The organism is Paraglaciecola sp. QJM3NY_14 (assembly GCF_056173245.1).
Genome location: NZ_CM149664.1, coordinates 3,270,124 through 3,287,268 on the forward strand (window position 1 = coordinate 3,270,124; position 17,145 = coordinate 3,287,268).

Genomic DNA, 17,145 nt, shown 5'->3' on the forward strand with positions numbered 1-17,145 from the left:
ACGCAATTCAAGGTTAAATTGTTGTCAATATCAGCCATAAAACCTATGACAATTATCAAAGATCTGAAGGTAACCCGATGCAAACGACCACTAAGACCGCAAAAGAGATTTATAACGACGTAAAAAATAACCCCGCGCGTAAACGTTTTGGCTTTGGTAATAAAGCGGTACTGGTCAACATCGATCCGCAAAAGGCCTATACCTGCACAGATGAATTTGCCACCGCTTACGAGACCGACCCACGGCAAATGGAATACATCAATGAGATGTCAAAAACCTTTCGCGCTAAAGGGTGGCCAGTGGTATGGACCCATGTCGCTTACATGGATAGCGCCGAAGATGCCGGTATTTGGGGCACTCGCACGGACACTCCAGATTCACTGCAAAACATCAAGTTTGATTCACGGCGCAGTGAATTTGATGATCGCCTCGAAATCGATTACGTCAAAGATGTGGTTTATCTCAAAAAAATGCCCTCAGCCTTTTTTGAAACTCAGTTGCAGTCATTGCTGGTATGGCACCAAGTGGACACGGTCATTTTAACCGGCGGCTCTACCTCAGGATGCATTCGCGCCACAGCCGTTGACTCTTTATCTCGTGGCTATCGCACCATAGTGCCAGAGGAGTGCGTGGCGGATAAACATGAGAGTTACCACTACGCGAATTTAACGGACTTGTCTCTTAAATACGCCGACGTACTCACCTTAGACGAAGTGAATCAGTGGCTTGCTAAGTAACCTGAATATTGGATAAGCCGAGCCTCTCGATAACGCTCTTTTTCGTCACCGAGTAAGCTTCAGAGCAAAACAACTTGGGTATAAATGCGTAAGCCATTGAATAATAATCTTAAATCCCATTGGAGCGATACTTCTTATCCAGAACTCAGGTGAAGTAATAAAACCTTAAGCGCAAACGACAGTACACAATAGGCAGAAAAATATGAAAAGCGATCCCGGATTTTACGACTATTGGCCTTACGAAAATCGCCCGAAAATTCGTTGGCCCGGCGGTAAAAAAATGGCTTTTTGGGTGGCGCCGAATATTGAGTTTTATGAACTGAATCCGCCAGCTAACCCATCTCGCAAAGCGTGGCCGCAGCCCTACCCTGCCACGCAAGGCTACAGTATCCGTGATTACGGCAATCGCGTGGGCCATCAGCGACAAATGGACTTACTGGATAAATACGGCATTCGCGGCTCTATTTCGTTATCAACTGCCCTTTGCGATCACCACCCTGAAATTATTCAAATGTGCAAAGAGCGAGATTGGGAGTTTTTCAGCCACGGCATTTACAATACACGTTACACCTACGGCATGTCAGAGCAGCAAGAGCGCGACATGATCAAGGATTCAATGCAAACGATTTATCAGCACACAGGGCAAAAGTGTGCAGGCTACTTGGCACCAGCGCTGTCCCATTCAGAGCTCACCTTAGATTTATTCGCTGAAGTAGGCACAGAGTTGTTTGGCAATGAAGGCGGTATCTATACCTGTGATTTATTTCATGACGATCAGCCCACCCCCATACACACTCGCAGTAATAAACCGTTTGTGTCTATTCCTTATTCATTAGAAATGAACGACACCATTGCCTTTGTAGTGAACAAAATTGAACCCAGACGTTACGGCCAGATGCTCAAGAAAAACTTTGATCGACTTTACGCCGAAGCGGACGAATCAGGCACCATTATGTGTATTCCTACACATAATTATCAGGTGTCTTGCCCACATCGTATGAAGGCATTTGAAGAAGCGCTTGATTACATCACCAGTCACGAGGATGTATGGGTGACCACAGGCAAAGAGATTGCCGATTACTACCTTGAGCATTACTACGAGCAAGCTAAAACAGACATTGCGCAAAAGAACGCGGCTGCCTTGAATAACGCTGTAGCCTTGAATACTGCTGTAGCCTTGAATAAAGGAGCGAAATAATGGCGCTAGACAAATCATACCTAGAATACGCTCATCGCAGTCATGGCATGGATCACGACCGTTACGATTGGTCGATGCTCACCGACAGGCCAAAAGTCACTTGGCCGGGCGGCAAAAAACTGGCGTTGTGGGTGAATGTACCTTTGCAGTTTTTCCCGCTGGATCAGAAGGGTGAGCCGTTTAAAATTCAAGGCGGCATGACCATGCCCTACCCCGATTTACGCCATTTTAGTTTGCGTGATTACGGAAATCGTGTGGGTATTTTCCGCTTTTTAAAAGCGTTTGATAAATACGGGGTCACCCCTACCTTTGCCATGAACACCGAGCTTGCCAAGCGCAATCCGTATTTGCTCAACACCATTAAAGAGCGGGGCAATGAAGTGATGTGCCACGGCATGCACATGGACGCCCTGCATTATGGCGGCCAAGACAAACATGCCGAAACCCAGTTAGTACAAGACTCGTTATCGCAACTACGGGAGTTAACCGAGCAAAACATTACAGGTTGGTTGAGCCCTGGGCGCAATGAAAGTGAGAACACCCCAGAGCTTTTAGCCGCTAATGGCGTTGAATACTTTTGCGACTGGGTGAACGATGACATGCCCTACACCTTTAAGACGCAACAAGGTCATTTATGGGCCATGCCGTTATCCAATGAATTGGACGATGCGTTTATCATGCTCAATAACTTGCACAGTGAAGATGCCTACGCAGAGCAAATGATCGATGCTTGTGACTTCTTATTAAAAGAAGCAAATGAGAGTGGCGGGCGAATTCTGAGCTTAAATATTCACCCCTGGATGCTAGGGCAACCCCACCGCATTGGCGCCCTAGAGCGAGTGCTTGAATACGTGATGAGTCAAGATGTGTACAGCGCCAGTGCCAGTAATATTCTGAGAGCTTTTACGACGCCTCAATAGACAGCGCTTATCACTTTCGAACTTTGAATACTCCGCCCACGATATGTGATTACATATCGTGGGCTTAGCCACCCATTTAGATTTGCTACTTCAATAAATTCCTAATCCGCGTAACCACTGCCAATCGCCCGAAACGGCATATCTAGCCCTAATTCTGGTACTTGCAAACCCACCCAGGCAGGAAAGGTATTACTGTTAGGCCCCGGAAATAAAGTGTACTCGTTCGCCCAAGGGTAGCGACTTACCGCTGCGGTTATTTTGGGGATAAGCTCAGCAGCTTTGTCACCCTGAATAGATAAAACCGCTTCGGGTTTCGCTCCGTACCAAAAACGGTCCGGCGTAGATGTTTGGTATTCACGCAACGCAGGTAAGCCATCATTGACGCGCCAGCCAACCACTTCATACACCGTGTATTCAGGCTCGTTTTCTTGCTTAACCGCCAACCACGTATGCACCGCAAACCACCCGCGCCAACTAAAGGCATCTGCTGCATACACCTCAATCGAGGCTTGCGTCTCTATTACTGGGTCAAGGGCAAGACCTGCAGGCTCACGTGATGCCGTGCGCCAATCTCTGTTTGTGCAGGCTGCCAACAGGCTGACTAATACAATCAACACCAATACTTTCATTCTTCCCTCATCAACTATTCTGTTTTAGTACCTAGCGCGCAGGTTATTCATACGCTCTTTTAATAGACAATAAAACAAAATTGTATCGGCGAAGCAAGAGAACACTTGTTACCAATTTCTTCTAAATGCACCTAACTGCTCGCTTTTCCAAGCAAAATACTTTTATGATGATGTGTCTAGTGAGTGCTATCGGCCAAACTGATAAATGAAGGGTCACATACATGCAAGGATATAAGATAAGTACGGATACAAACGAAATGGATCTCGATGTAATACATGGGTTTATTTCGAGCACCTACTGGGCTAAAGGTATACCAAGAAGCGTGATGGAAAAAGCCATTAAAAATTCATTGTGCTTTGGGGTGTTGACCGAGACAGGCGAGCAAGTGGGCTTTGCTCGTATGATCACTGACCAAGCAACGTTTGCATATCTCGCTGACGTATTTATTTTGCCTGAACATCGCGGCCTCGGCTTAAGCAAATGGTTAATGCAAAATATTATGGCGCACCCTGAACTACAAGCTTTACGCCGAATGCTCTTGGCAACCCGGGATGCACAGGGTTTATATACGCAATTTGGCTTTAACGAGCTAGTAGACCCTAAAGGCATGATGCAAATATTACGACCAGACGTTTATCAGCCTGCCCCTGCCAAAGTAAATAAAGTAAAGACACCCATTAAAAAAAGTAAAGACAGCCATGTTTAAAATGGTTAATTTTCAGGGCTAAACTACACTTGATTTGTGTCTCATTTTTGCTGGGTAGATGGATTATGCCTCAACCTCGAAAAAGCCAAATCAGTTTAATCGATACGCCTTATTACCACTGTGTTTCCCGCTGTGTTCGCCAGTCTTTTTTATGCGGAGTAGATGCGCATTCCGGGCAAAGTTACGAGCATCGCCGAGGCTGGGTAGAAGAGCGTTTGTTGTTTTTGTCTACAGTATTCGCCATCGACATTTGTGCCTATGCCGTCATGAATAATCACACTCATGTGGTGCTAAGTGTTGATAAAGCGTTGGCTGATAATTGGGATATCGATGAAGTGTTGAGGCGTTATCACAGGCTGCACAGAGGCACATTGCTGACTCAGAAATTTATGAACGGCGATACGCTGAGCCAAGGAGAGTTAATCACTTTTGATGAAACCGTCGGAACGTATCGGAAACGCTTGTACGACATAAGCTGGTTTATGCGTGATTTGAATGAGTATATTGCTCGTGAAGCCAATAAAGAAGACGGCTGCACTGGCCGTTTCTGGGAGGGTCGATTTAAATCACAAGCCCTATTAGATGAGAGTTCGGTGGTAGCGTGCATGGCCTATGTAGATTTAAACCCCATTCGAGCAAAAATGGCAAAAGCACCCGAAACATCAAAGCACACCAGTATCAAAAAACGCATTCACGCCATCAAAAACCAACAACCACAACCGGCCGTGTTAATGCCTTTTGTAGGAAATCCTCGTGAAGAAATGCCTCGAGGTATCGCTTACTCACTCAAAGATTATTGTGAATTGGTAGACACGACAGGTCGATGCATTCGTGATGATAAGGCCGGTCATATCGACAATACTCAAAGCCCAATTTTAGAACGACTCGGCTTAGATTCTGCTCAATGGTTAACGCTAACTACTGAGTTTGAAAAACACTTTTGCTATGCAGCGGGTGCGGAGCAAATGATGAATGCGTTCAAGCGCCACACCCATCATCAACGACTGCGGGGAATGACCAAAGCGAGAGAATTATTAAAGCGTGCTTGAAACAACCCTAAAGGACCCATTCCCAACATAGCTTGTAGCTTAGCCCCTTGCCTAAAAATCGGCCTTAAACGCCGTTTCCTTCCTATAGGCGCAATATTCCAGTAGGAATTCCTGATCGTTCAGATGAAAAGTACCTAAACGCTTCTTTAGAGGAATTTCCCCATTCTGAGCAGGTGTGCTTTTTAATACGATTCTAAAGATGGGTGTCTATATATGTTACGATTCTAAAGATGGGTGTCTATATATGTTACTGAGCAGGTGTGCTTTTTAATACGATTCTAAAGATGGGTGTCTATCTAAGTAATACGATTCTAAAGATGGGTGTCTATATGTGTTATTGCTTGGCGACGCAGGAGAAAAACCAACTGTTTTTATTCTGCTGAATGGATTTTTGGTGAGTGCAGTAAACTAAAACTTATAAAATTTTGGTAATCTCTGGCTTTATAAATAAACCTAGAATGCTTCCGAAAAGTTTTTTGTATATAGATTCAATTTCTTTTTTAGTAATACCTGAACCATATATTAACATTTCAAGATTTTCGCCTGGTTCTTTAACTGTAAAACCAGAAGGTAAAAAACCGTTTTTTCGGTAAAATTCTTTACGTTTAACTCTTTGTTTATAATTACTTGTTTGTTTATCTATGACCTCAATATTTAAAACTATCCTTTTACCTAAATGTTCATTTTTTAAGGATTCGAGCACTTGACTACCAAAGCCTTTTGAACGACAAGATTCTAATATTGCAATTGATTGGATAAATACAATATCCTCATATTCCGTTATATAAATAAGACCAATCCACTTATCTTCAGCATACAAAGCACTAAAACCTAACTTACCATTTCTCAACTTATACTTGAGAAGCCATTTAGGCACTTTCCTCGCTTCTGGGAATGCTTCTTTATAGAGGTCTATTACCCCAATATAATTAGCGCTACCACTACTTATAGGTGAGAACGTAATGCTCATAGGAAATACTCATAACGCCTCATTCAGAGGCAATAAAATTGCTGGTTATAATTAGCGAGGCACGAGCAAAAACCAGCTGTTTTTTGTCCTGCTGAAATGACTTGTTAGCTTTCATTTTTTGCAATAACTATTAACTGCTTGCGCCATTCTGATACTAAATTTGTAATTTTAGTATAACCATAGTCAGCCTCAATCAGTTGCTGCACATCATTAATTGGAAACTCTCCTTTTACAGAGAATGCCTTCATAACTTTAGTTGTATAATTTTCAGGCCAATCGTCACCCCACTCATCTCGGTGTTTGAAATAATTAGCTGCTGAATTAACTAACTCTATCAAAGAGTAGTTTTGTGCGGTTATATTGTGAACTTTATATGCAGACTGTTTAGTTAAAGAGGCAAGTCCTAGGCTCTTTCTTATTTCATTAATATCTCTAAGGCTTCCGATAAAATAAGCTTGAGCTGCAACAAGTAAAGAACCATAAAGAACTTCTCCATACTCATTCATCCACAACCCATCGAACCCTGGCTCCTGCCGATTTCTTTCAAAGAGCTTTTCGATACCTTTGTTGATTGTATCTTCTACATCCATCAAGGGGCCGATGCCGTAATCTGCTTCATAAATATTCACGGTACCCCCTTGAAAGCTAACAACTTATTAATAAGACCGTGCAAGCTATACTACCTTGTAAGGTAGGAGGTAGTTATGTATCGGCGCACGAATAAATATCAAAAAAATGTTAGCGAATCATACACTAACAGATCTAAAAATGAACAGCGTCTTGAACGCAGTGAGAAGATATCGTCCGAGCGCGTTATCCCTAAATTGAGGCGTGTCATCGAAATCACAGACTATGACACTGGGCAACCCATCGTTCATCGTATTGAGTTGCGCAAATGTGACCGCATTGATTGCTATGATGCGTTTGTGGATGGTGTACTTTGGAAACGACGCATAGGCTGGAGCAATGTGTTAACAGGGATACGTAAAGCAATGCCCAGATTAGCTAGGGCGTAAAGGTTTCTGTTATGGTTGAAATTTAGCGTCTCCTGTCCACACAAGCATTGAGTTCTCTGTTAGCTGATAGCCTGTAGCTAAGCTAAAACGCGCGGCTCCCCAAGGTGAAAATCAATCAAAAAAGGTTAGCCCTAAGGCTAACCTTTCTACGCTTCGCTACTGCTTTGTATATAACAGCTTATTATTGTGCTCGCTGGCGTTTAAATTTCTCGCCTTTCACCACTTTTTTATAACCCGTCCAGCTGGTTTCATTCGGGCGCTTATCATCTGTTGGCGGCGGCGTTTTGTACTTTGGTGCGTGTTCGTTGATAAAGGTTTTCATCACTTCACCCATATCGTCGAAGCTATCAACTTTGCGCCCAGCGGTGTGAATATAAATAGAGCCTTCTCGCCCACTCATCATCATAAAGGGTAGCCAATCTGAAATACGTACCCAACCTACGTGAACATCGGCGGTGTCTTTTTCGCTACTGGTCAAGCTTTCTAAATCACCTGAAAAGTTGAATAACTCAGATGCGTGATACACCCCGCCGACCTCTTTCTGGTACTCACCGCCAAGGTCATTGTGATAGAAAAGCGGTACGGGGAAAGTCATCCACCAGTAGTCACCATTGATGTCACCACCGAATTTTTGTTTCCAAGGAGAGGCCGTACCATCTTCATTACGGGGAAAGCTAGGGGGTTGATTAACAGGATCGTTTAGCACGTGGTGCACATCAACTACTTCGTTAGTCCATGGGTTTTCCCATGTATCCATTGGCTGGCCAGTCTTCTTGTCTGTATAGAGTAGAATTTCGCGCGTAACGAGGCGATACGCTTTGCCTTTCTTACCGCCATCCACCGTGCCGCAGGTACGCACATTCATGCCCTCAACATTAAAAATATGCTTGTCCACTTCACCTTGACGGCGAGAAAACACTTTGCCTTTCCACCAGTAAAAGACCGGCTTATCGTCAATGGTTGAGCATTGGATCTTGCGCATCGCGGTATTAGCGCCCTCGGGGGTATTTAAGTCTATTTTTGTGGCCGCAAATGCACTGCTAAAAGACGCACTTGCTAGCAGTAGTAATGATGCCAGTTTGAGTTTATTCATGTGTTTGGTTCTCTTATTTTTGACCGTACCTAGACTAGTTGAATGGGCTTTTAGCGCATTGAGAATTATCAATTTGCACCTATGATCTTCCACACCCCAGTGGCCTGTAAAACAATGTTTTTATTGGTGAATATTCGCCCCTCAGCGAATATCACACTGCGGGTTTTGCGCACAACACAGCCTACACCATACAGAACGTCTCCTTGTTTGCCTGGTGCAATCAAGTTGCTGTTCAACGAAATGGTAGCAAAGCGAATATCGTGACCTATTTCATCGCCAATACCACGATAAATCGCATAATCCGCAAAGGCTAATGTCACACCACCATGCACCACACCTTCAGGGTTAAGATGATGAGCTTCTATTTTTAGCGCTCGGTGCACTAGCCCATTAATGCTCTTCTCATAAAACGGGCCGATGTGAGCAGAGAAACCGTCTTGTTGACTGCACTGGGTAAAATGCTCGTCAAAGTGAATGTCAGTCATTATGAAAATCTCGCAGTGCGCTTTTCAACAAAGGCGGCTGCACCTTCCTTGAAATCTTTACCATGAAACGCATCATCAAATAACTGCTCTAGCGCAGCTTTATTATCCGAAGCTTGTGCATTTGCTTGGCTAACATGGATTAGCGTACGTTTTGTACCGCTAATCGAGTAGCCGCTCACACTCAATATCTGCGCGATTAATGCGTCGGTTGCAGCACTGAGCGCTTCACGCTCGACCACCTCGGTCACCAACGCCCAACTGGCAGCCGTGTTTGCATCAATTTTTTTGCCTAGATAAAGCAGCTCTTTGGCTCGAGGCAAGCCCACTATATCCGCTAAGCGCTGGGTATCTGCCAAACTGTATAGCAACCCTAGTTTAGAAGGCGTGATCGCGAAGCTTGCACTGTTAGCGGCAATACGAAAATCACAGCACATCGCCAGCCCCATGCCCCCGCCCACACACACACCATTGATTTGTGCAATTGTCGCAAAGGGTAAGGCTGCAAGTTTTTGCTGGGCTAATTGCACTATTTCGTTGCTAGCAGCAAAGGCATCTGGGTTGCTCAGCATACTATGTAATTCTTGTATATCTGCGCCGGCGCAAAACGCTTTGTCACCCTGTGCACCTAGCACTAAAACGCGTATTGATTTCTCCTGAGCTAACACATCGCATGCATCCGCAATGGCATGCCACATGTCTTGGGTTAACGCATTGTACTTTTCAGCTCTGTTAAGGCGTAAATAAGCGACTTTTCCCTTTATATTCAAGGTGACTGTTGACATAAATCAATAAGCTCCGGCGTTGGTTAAGTACGTGGTTGCGTTGTGCGTTAGGTTACGCCAAATTATCATCTATTCAGTGCAATTTTAAATTGCCATTTAGCAATCTAACCGAGAAAACCCGATGAGCGAAGCCCTTTTAGGCCCAGTCGTTGGCGCTACGTTATTAGCGCCGCACCTCAAATTTGCCAGCCATTCGTATCAGTCTGGCATGGGTTATACCCTTATACGTGAAGAGGTGGTCACCCAAGCGCTTTGCGACCTGTGGAATGCTCCAAAACTGTTAAACAACCCCATGCATATTTTAGCCGCCGCCAATGGTGATGCTTGGCTGCGTATCGTTGAAGACAGAAGTTGCGCCGAAACAGCGCCCCTTAAAACACAAGGCTGGATGGCACTAGAAGTGAACGTTGCTGATGTAGACGTGATACGCGCTGAAATCGACACCAAGGTATTTAAAATCATCGGCGAACCAGCCTATTTGCAAATAAGTGACGCCATAAAAGCCATGCAAGTCATTGGCCCCTGTGATGAGGTGAGTTACATCACTCAAATCGACAAACCCGTACCGCCTTTCGAATTACCAATGACGCAAGCTCGCACTGGTAGCTTATTTATCCCCGTGCTGTGTACCCAAAATCGCGATGCTAGCCTCGCGTTTTACGAGGCGTTAAACCAAGTCACTGGCATCAAGTTTGATACCAAAGTCACTGTGTTAAACAACGCATGGGGCCTTGATATAGCGCACCAATACCCGGTAGCGACACTGCAACTGGGCGGTAATTGCTTATTTGAAATAGACCAAGTACCAGATGCTCAACCCAGTGTACAAAACCCTGAGTCTTTACCCTCTGGTATCGCTATGATCACCTGCATGGTGGACGATATTGAATTTGCCGCGAAACAACTAAGCTTACCCATTTCCCAAGTGTGCAATGCGTACTACCCCACATCTCAAGTTGTGTTAGCCACGGGGCCAGCGGGTGAGTTAATTGAACTAGTGGAACGCCCCGCAACCTAGAGACAGCGGCTACCCTGCTCGTCATTAAATCCTGTTCGACATAAGATATTGAGCGCTAAATGGAGTACTCATCTCCCTCTTTTTGCGCTTCATCAAACGCCTCGTGACTAACCATTAGATGCCCGGTCAGACTAAATGCTCATCGCACAGCGTTCGCTTGAAACACACCCCGTCTTTGAACCAGTGCCAGGTTCTGGCGCGATGTTTTTTGTCTGCGCCCATCACTATACTTTCGTAAAACCACGCGCCGGGCTCATCTTTACGTTCAAGCTCAAGTAAAAATATATTCGGGCTGGCAACCCAGCCATACCCTTTGAAGGTATCCGTGTCCCAGTAGATTTTGTTGTTTTGGATAATACCGTCAAACGCGACGGTGAAAACCCGGCCATCATCCCAAGTGAATTGATTGCGCTGCACATACACAACGGGGCCTGTTTCTGGAAATACACATTCCACCTGACTTTGATGAAAGTCGAGAGTATTGCCTTGTGCGTCAATGTGCCGGTAGGTGCCTTGCCACACGCCTGCGTGTTCCAGTACGGCAGGCATAAGCTGCTTTAGTGTTGATGTCATAATGTTCTCTCTTCGTGTTATTTCTACTGCTGATACCAGACAGCGATGTCTTGATCATGGGGTGATGTTGTGACGTTGTGATGTTGAGCTGCTTTGCTGTTTTGTATGAACAAAACATCCCAAAACTGCCATTACGCCGCACATGCTATGCAGCACGTGCTAAGCAGAGAAAGCTAAGCATCAAAGAATGCCAACCACTCAGCCGCGACTTGCTCAGGGTAAGCATCTAAAAAGCCTGTCGCCCATTGAAAATAGTCTTTGCGGAAACCATTTTTTAGGTAAGCATCTACTCGTTCACTTTGCTCGCGCATATCATCATTTAAATTCATCACGAATAAGCGATGAGGCAGAGTTTTAATATCTTCTATATATTGCGCGCCATGGTGAAATGCAGCCATGTGGCCCCACTCATAGGCTTCGCCACCACGCAGGTTTTCCGCCATGGAATCTGCGCACATTTTCAACGTCATACCCGGCCCGCGGTAATGAATGACCCGCTCCCACATAATGCGAAAACGTGTTCCCTCTTCATCAAGAGGAATTGGCGCGAACATATCGCAAAATGCCTGTACTTCGCTTTCTAGAAATACTGGGGCAGCGATATTAATGACCTTGTTCACCCACTGGGGTTGCAATTGGGCTGCGCGCACCGACACCATGCAGCCTGTGTGGTATCCCACAAAATCAACGTTGCTAATATTCAACGTGCGCAGCACCTGCCAAACCGCTTGGGCGTAACATTCGATGCTTGCTTGTGATTCTTCAAAAGGCGGCGATGACTCACCGTAACCCGGATAGTCGATTGCGATCGCTAGCCTGTCTTTAGCCAACAAAGGTAAAACGTACTGATATGAACGGCTGGATTTAGGCACCATGTGCAAACACACTATGGCCGGTTTAGCTGATGCTTCGCCTGCCATGCGATAGTGAAGTTGACCGAACTCTCCGTTTGTGAAATGTCGCGTGACCTTAGGGTTATGCATTATGACTCCTTAGCACTAGCTCAATAGCTGTAAAAAAGCCCTTATACCAAGGGCTTATCGTGTTTTAGTTAACAAAGGCTAGTGGCGTATTAGAATCTATATTCAAAATCAGCACCCCAGGTGAGCGGGTCCGCTACGTATTGGGTAAAATCCCCTGCGGCAGCGGCGCGTGAGTACACCTCATCACTTAGGTTTTTGCCCCACAAAGCGACGGCCCATTTTTCGCTGTTTGGCTCATACGCAATGCGCGCGTTAATGATAGTGCCTACGGAGGTAAGTGAGTGGGCAGGTGCATTTGCCACTAAGCTGTATGAATCATCTTCAAAGGAGAAATCAATGCGGCTGGTCAGCAAGCCTTCAGCAATTGGCATTCTATGGGTAAAACCAATGGTGCCTTTATAATCCGGTGCGTTCTTAAGCTCTAATGCTTTGGCACATTCAATAGAGACTTCGCCATTGCAACCTGGGCTTGAACCACTGTTGGTTAAACCGCCAGCCTGGGCCAGTGTCATTTCTGTATATTCGCCATCTATGGTACCGAATGTCACATTAACGGTAAGGCTGTCAGTCATTTCAAACAACGCTTCTAATTCGATACCACTGATTTTAGTTTCATCGACATTAAAGCGAGTGAATCCTAATCCAGGTACAGTGGAAGCGATTTGCAAATTATCGTAATTGTTGTAGAAGTAGGTTGCGTTCAAACGCAGGCGATCATCCAATAAATCACTGCGCACACCGACTTCAAACGCGTCTAACTCTTCTTCGTCAACCGGTAAAAAGCACGCTGTCTCAACTCCGAAGCAATCCGGTGACCAACCGCCACTCTTAAAGCCAGTTGAGTAAGACACATAGCCCATCACATCATCCGTAAATTGATTGTTTAACGCTATGTTGTAAGTGGTATTGCTAAAATCCAGCTCTTCATTTCGATTACCACCGCTGACAGGCATCAAAGCATCAATCTCTTTGGTTTCGTCGGTATAGCGAATTCCTGTGGTCAGGGTTAACGTTTCATTAAATTCATAGGTGGTCTGTAAGAATGCAGCATAGGCTTCGGTTTCTACGCCTAACTCAGAAGGGAAGACAAATATTGAATCCATCTGTACATCTTCTGTGAAGTAATAAACACCTGTTACGAAGTTAAATGCCCCTTCATAGTTGGATGTTAAAGTGATTTCTTGGCTAAATTGATCTTGGTCAGTTTGTTGGCTGTAAGGAAAGCCGATGCGACTTGATAGGTCATCTTCCATCTGGCGATAACCGGTTAAAAAGCTAAGGTCATATTCACCAATTTGTCCTTGCACATTTAGCGATAAACCACTGGTTTCTACTTCACTGCGATAATCATTGAAACAGCCTAAGCTTAAAAATGCAGCTGGCGTTGCGGCGGAACAGGTTACGCCTGGCACTGGCTCGATGGTGAACAAATTGTTATCCGCGTCATTGGCTAACGCGACGGTGTCTGGCACAGGGTCAGAATCATCTTTGGTGTAATCAAAGGCGAGATTCATTTTCCAATCTTCGCTAAATTCATTGTACAAGGCGATACGAAATGCTTTGGTGTCTTTCTCACCCGCCTCAGTACCGGCTTGGTCTGCAAAGTCACCATTGGGGTTCACCGTGTGAAAACCATCGCGAGATTTACTTAGCACGGTAGCACGGACTGCTGCGGTATCTGACAAGCCGACATTGCCAGTAAAGCGACCGTCTAAACGGCCATCGCTGCCCACAGTGGCTTTTACCAGACCGTAATTTTCATCTAACTCTGGTGCTTTGCTGATCAGTTTAATCGCGCCACCGTTGGAGTTACGTCCGTACAAGGTCCCTTGAGGGCCGCGTAGCACTTCTACTCGCTCCAAATCGACTAAATCAAATAGAGCGCCTACTTGGCGACCAACATATACACCATCGACATAGACGCCCACTGCCGGGTCGGCTGACACACGAGATTCATCTTCCCCTACGCCACGTAAAAATATCCGTGCACCGCTGGCAGTCCCGGTGTTTGTTGCCAAACTGATATTAGGAATTTCGTATTGTAAGTCCAACACGTTGGTGACCTGTTTTAGTTCTAGATCTGCAGCACCAATAGCGGTAACAGCGACGGGGACTTCCTGTATAGACTGAGCACGTCTTTGTGCGGTAACCACGATTTTTTCTAGTTCTTTATTCTTAGCTACATGATTCTGAGCAGCTTCATTTTTAGTCACCGAACTCTCTGCGGTTTCTTGCGCCATAACCGGAGAAAATGATGACGCTAAAACAGCCGCTATCGCGGTAGCAAGATACCCCTTCTTTACAAACGTACTCATAGATGTCCCCTTAATATTATTTTAATGTGTCATGAGTCTAATGACATATTATTATAACATTAAGCAAAGTCAAGGTGTAAAATGGTCAAAGAATGAACCACCATGTAAACAATCTAACTAATTGTTAAATATATAAAAAATTTCATTTCAGAGTACATAACCTCGCATTCAAGGTAGATTAATTACACTCGAAATACGTATATTAAGTAGACTAATTAAATGTACTTAGAACTGTTTTAAGAACTTTTTGCTGTAAAAACCTGGAGCGACGCAAAAATTTACAATTGAGTGCTCTGCTTTTCTTCGTTGCGTGCTGCCTTGTTAGCAAAGACGTTGAGCAAGAAACTTTGTGGACTTTATTTAACCGACAACCTTATGACTTTTAGTCATAATTTAACGAATGACACAGCGTAACAGTACTTTTTGATATTGAACGTTCATTGCAGCTTATGGGTAAATAAAAACACCTGCAGAGCGTTTATCAAAGAGGTCACGTGGTTTTTATTGTCAATTTACTTTACAGGAAATTTTTTTACCTACGGAAAATAAGCACCTAATATGTTGATTTAGTTACTAAATTCTTTATGGCTTGAATTGTGCTTAATTGGACTTGAGCTGTACGGTTCGGCAAACCATATCTTTGATGTTTTAGTTGTATGTTGTTTCAGTAGTTAGATGTTCTAGGACGCCGCCCTGAAAATTTAAATACTCACAATCACTACGATAAAATAATTAAGGATAATTAATTATGCGTTGTCTAAATCTACTAAGTCGTCCCTCCCAAATAAAGTCTCTCATCGTCCTATGTGCTTGGTTACTTGGCTTGTCTGCGTGGCAAACAACTGCACAGCAAATCGACAACAAAGGGACAGAGTTTATTTTGGCCTTTACACCCAACTTCTCAAATAGCGGCTCGGTGGAACTCCACCTAACAGGTGATGTTGCTACAGAAGTATCAGTCAATTACCCCATGAATAATCCGACCTTTACCTCATTGGAAAACGTGGTACCGGGGAGTGTTACAGTCGTCACTATTCCAATTACAGCTATATCAACGGTATCAATAGATTCTATTCAAGATAATGCGATTCATGCGGTTGCCGCTGAAGAGTTTGTGGTTTATACGGTTAATAGAAGATCCGCAAGTTCAGACGCGGCCTTAGGTTTGCCTGTCGATACGATGAATACACAATATATAGTTTCTACATACGACCCACGTTTTGTAGGCTCACAAATTGCCGTCTACGCTTCTCAAGACAACACTATCGTCACGATAACTCCCAACAATGATATGGTTGGTCACAATGCAAGTATCCCTTTTGATGTAACGCTCAACAGAGGTGAGGTTTATTACGGGCGTTCATCCACAACTTCTGGCGCCAATGGCTCACTAATGGGCACATTAATCGATGCTAGCAGACCTATTGGCCTTGTTAATGGCAACGGTTGCACTCACGTCCCAATTAATACAACGGCATGCGACCACATATACGAAGTCGCGCAACCTGTTCAGTCATGGGGTTTAAGTGCCTCAGCGACAAATCTACCTAATCGCCCATCAGGCACGATTTACCGAATAGTGGCATCTGAAGACAATACGTCAGTTGAGATAAATGGCATATTTCAAGGGTCTATTAATCGCGGCGAGTTCATTGAAACCCCGTTGCTCACTGGCAACCTATCATTTAGCGGCAATAATCCGATCTTCGTTACCCAATATATGCCGGGACAGAGTTCGCCGGGTGCAACATTAGGTGATCCAGCCATGGGTAATATGATCCCATCGGAACAATACTTGACCGATTATACATTCTCTACTGTGGGTGAATCGCAATTTGTGCAGAACTTTGTAACCATCATTGCCGCCAATACTGATGTAGGTTCACTTTTACTCGATGGGGTTCCGGTGCCCGCTGAAGACTTCACCCCTTTCGATGATATCCCGTTTTCTTCTGCGGTGATTGAGCTAACCCAAGGCACTCATACGACTTCGTCCCTTAACCCACACGGCATTACGGTTGAAGGTTACAATGACTTTGATTCTTACATTTACCCAGGTGGTGCCTTATTCGGCTTTATTAATTCCCAAGGTGACCCCTTCCCGCCCGTGTGCTCTGTGACCATGAATGGCGATATGGCCAATGGCAGTGTAAGTGACAATGCCAACAATGAAGATCTCAATAATAACGGCCAGTTAGATCCAGGGGAAGACGCAAACAATAACGGGGTCTTAGATGCCGATACTGGGGTATTTTTCGTCAATACCTTGTCTTCAACCAACGTCAGTGTATCAGTAAGCCCATTTGCCGCAGGCGATGGCAGTGTCAGCGTTACAGCAACACGAATCGATGGCTCACAGCCTGGCTCAGCCAGTATTGAGGGGGTTGATGGTGCAGGTAATAGCTGTGAATTAGAGATCGTGTTTACCGATGATGAAGCGATGGCCTGTGATATAGACGGCGATATGAATGTAGACATGGATGATTTAATGATGATCCGCGCAGCCCGCAACATGACCGCTTTACCTGGGGATTTACGCGACAATGATGCTAATGGCGTTATCAACATGTTGGACTTTAGACAATGCGCCGTACAGTGCACGCAAAATCGCTGCGCTGTTTTATAGAAATGGCGGTTTTATAAAGTAAAGATAGTAAACTCAAGAGGAAT

Annotated in this window: 17 protein-coding genes; 8 read left to right on the forward strand and 9 right to left on the reverse strand. The window is 44.7% G+C overall.

Going from position 1 to position 17,145, the window contains the following annotated elements:
- The first annotated feature begins 77 nt into the window (after window positions 1–77).
- The 3 genes from AC0VYA_RS13850 (at window position 78) to AC0VYA_RS13860 (ending at window position 2,855) form a co-directional block, all read left to right on the forward strand.
- Window positions 78–737: an isochorismatase family protein gene (locus AC0VYA_RS13850; protein WP_011575503.1), complete on the forward strand. Its 660-nt coding sequence runs from the start codon at window positions 78–80 to the stop codon at window positions 735–737.
- 202 nt (window positions 738–939) lie between these two features.
- Window positions 940–1,935: a polysaccharide deacetylase family protein gene (locus AC0VYA_RS13855; protein ID WP_475488660.1), complete on the forward strand. Its 996-nt coding sequence runs from the start codon at window positions 940–942 to the stop codon at window positions 1,933–1,935.
- Window positions 1,935–2,855: a polysaccharide deacetylase family protein gene (locus tag AC0VYA_RS13860; RefSeq protein ID WP_475488661.1), complete on the forward strand. Its 921-nt coding sequence runs from the start codon at window positions 1,935–1,937 to the stop codon at window positions 2,853–2,855. Before AC0VYA_RS13855 ends, AC0VYA_RS13860 begins: the two co-directional genes overlap by 1 nt.
- Window positions 2,856–2,956: 101 nt before the next feature.
- Here AC0VYA_RS13860 and AC0VYA_RS13865 read toward each other — a convergent pair whose 3' ends face one another.
- The gene (locus AC0VYA_RS13865) at window positions 2,957–3,484 is read right to left on the reverse strand and encodes a DUF3750 domain-containing protein (protein WP_475488662.1); all 528 of its coding nucleotides are present in this window, start codon (window positions 3,482–3,484) and stop codon (window positions 2,957–2,959) included.
- Window positions 3,485–3,705: 221 nt separating this feature from the next.
- Between AC0VYA_RS13865 and AC0VYA_RS13870 the strand changes: the two genes are divergently transcribed.
- Window positions 3,706–4,191 carry a GNAT family N-acetyltransferase gene (locus tag AC0VYA_RS13870; RefSeq protein ID WP_475488663.1) on the forward strand — a complete coding sequence of 162 codons (486 nt, stop codon included), beginning with the start codon at window positions 3,706–3,708 and terminating at the stop codon, window positions 4,189–4,191.
- 65 nt (window positions 4,192–4,256) lie between these two features.
- The gene (locus AC0VYA_RS13875; RefSeq protein ID WP_475488664.1) at window positions 4,257–5,240 is read left to right on the forward strand and encodes a transposase; all 984 of its coding nucleotides are present in this window, start codon (window positions 4,257–4,259) and stop codon (window positions 5,238–5,240) included.
- 415 nt (window positions 5,241–5,655) lie between these two features.
- On the opposite strand, the gene AC0VYA_RS13880 is transcribed toward AC0VYA_RS13875, so the two are convergent.
- Both AC0VYA_RS13880 and AC0VYA_RS13885 read right to left on the reverse strand, forming a co-directional pair.
- Complete coding sequence (locus tag AC0VYA_RS13880) at window positions 5,656–6,210, reverse strand: GNAT family N-acetyltransferase (protein WP_475488665.1); 555 nt, start codon at window positions 6,208–6,210, stop codon at window positions 5,656–5,658.
- A gap of 104 nt (window positions 6,211–6,314) precedes the next feature.
- Window positions 6,315–6,839 (reverse strand): hypothetical protein, encoded by a 525-nt coding sequence (locus tag AC0VYA_RS13885; RefSeq protein WP_475488666.1) that lies wholly within the window; start codon window positions 6,837–6,839, stop codon window positions 6,315–6,317.
- A 75-nt stretch (window positions 6,840–6,914) separates the two neighbouring features.
- Here AC0VYA_RS13885 and AC0VYA_RS13890 point away from each other — a divergent pair, with 75 nt between their 5' ends.
- Window positions 6,915–7,226, forward strand: a complete 312-nt coding sequence (locus AC0VYA_RS13890) for a hypothetical protein (protein ID WP_475488667.1) — start codon at window positions 6,915–6,917, stop codon at window positions 7,224–7,226.
- A 181-nt stretch (window positions 7,227–7,407) separates the two neighbouring features.
- Here the strand turns inward: AC0VYA_RS13890 and AC0VYA_RS13895 are convergent, their stop codons facing one another.
- From AC0VYA_RS13895 to AC0VYA_RS13905, 3 genes are all read right to left on the reverse strand, one after another.
- On the reverse strand, window positions 7,408–8,319 hold the full coding sequence (locus tag AC0VYA_RS13895; protein WP_475488668.1) for a DUF1838 family protein: 912 nt from the start codon (window positions 8,317–8,319) through the stop codon (window positions 7,408–7,410).
- A gap of 68 nt (window positions 8,320–8,387) precedes the next feature.
- The gene (locus AC0VYA_RS13900; RefSeq protein ID WP_475488669.1) at window positions 8,388–8,804 is read right to left on the reverse strand and encodes a PaaI family thioesterase; all 417 of its coding nucleotides are present in this window, start codon (window positions 8,802–8,804) and stop codon (window positions 8,388–8,390) included.
- Window positions 8,804–9,586: an enoyl-CoA hydratase/isomerase family protein gene (locus tag AC0VYA_RS13905; protein ID WP_475488670.1), complete on the reverse strand. Its 783-nt coding sequence runs from the start codon at window positions 9,584–9,586 to the stop codon at window positions 8,804–8,806. The genes AC0VYA_RS13900 and AC0VYA_RS13905 overlap by 1 nt, the downstream gene beginning before the upstream one ends.
- Before the next feature lie 121 nt (window positions 9,587–9,707).
- Between AC0VYA_RS13905 and AC0VYA_RS13910 the strand changes: the two genes are divergently transcribed.
- A complete protein-coding gene (locus AC0VYA_RS13910) occupies window positions 9,708–10,604 on the forward strand; it encodes a hypothetical protein (protein WP_475488671.1) in 897 nt (298 codons plus the stop codon).
- 126 nt (window positions 10,605–10,730) lie between these two features.
- Here the strand turns inward: AC0VYA_RS13910 and AC0VYA_RS13915 are convergent, their stop codons facing one another.
- From AC0VYA_RS13915 to AC0VYA_RS13925, 3 genes are all read right to left on the reverse strand, one after another.
- Entirely contained in the window at window positions 10,731–11,177 is a 447-nt protein-coding gene (locus tag AC0VYA_RS13915; protein ID WP_475488672.1) for a hypothetical protein, read from the reverse strand.
- A gap of 173 nt (window positions 11,178–11,350) precedes the next feature.
- The gene (locus AC0VYA_RS13920) at window positions 11,351–12,160 is read right to left on the reverse strand and encodes an alpha/beta fold hydrolase (protein ID WP_475488673.1); all 810 of its coding nucleotides are present in this window, start codon (window positions 12,158–12,160) and stop codon (window positions 11,351–11,353) included.
- 89 nt (window positions 12,161–12,249) lie between these two features.
- Window positions 12,250–14,475, reverse strand: a complete 2,226-nt coding sequence (locus AC0VYA_RS13925) for a TonB-dependent receptor (RefSeq protein WP_475488674.1) — start codon at window positions 14,473–14,475, stop codon at window positions 12,250–12,252.
- A 748-nt stretch (window positions 14,476–15,223) separates the two neighbouring features.
- Here AC0VYA_RS13925 and AC0VYA_RS13930 point away from each other — a divergent pair.
- Entirely contained in the window at window positions 15,224–17,101 is a 1,878-nt protein-coding gene (locus tag AC0VYA_RS13930; RefSeq protein ID WP_475488675.1) for a hypothetical protein, read from the forward strand.
- Window positions 17,102–17,145 lie beyond the last annotated feature (44 nt).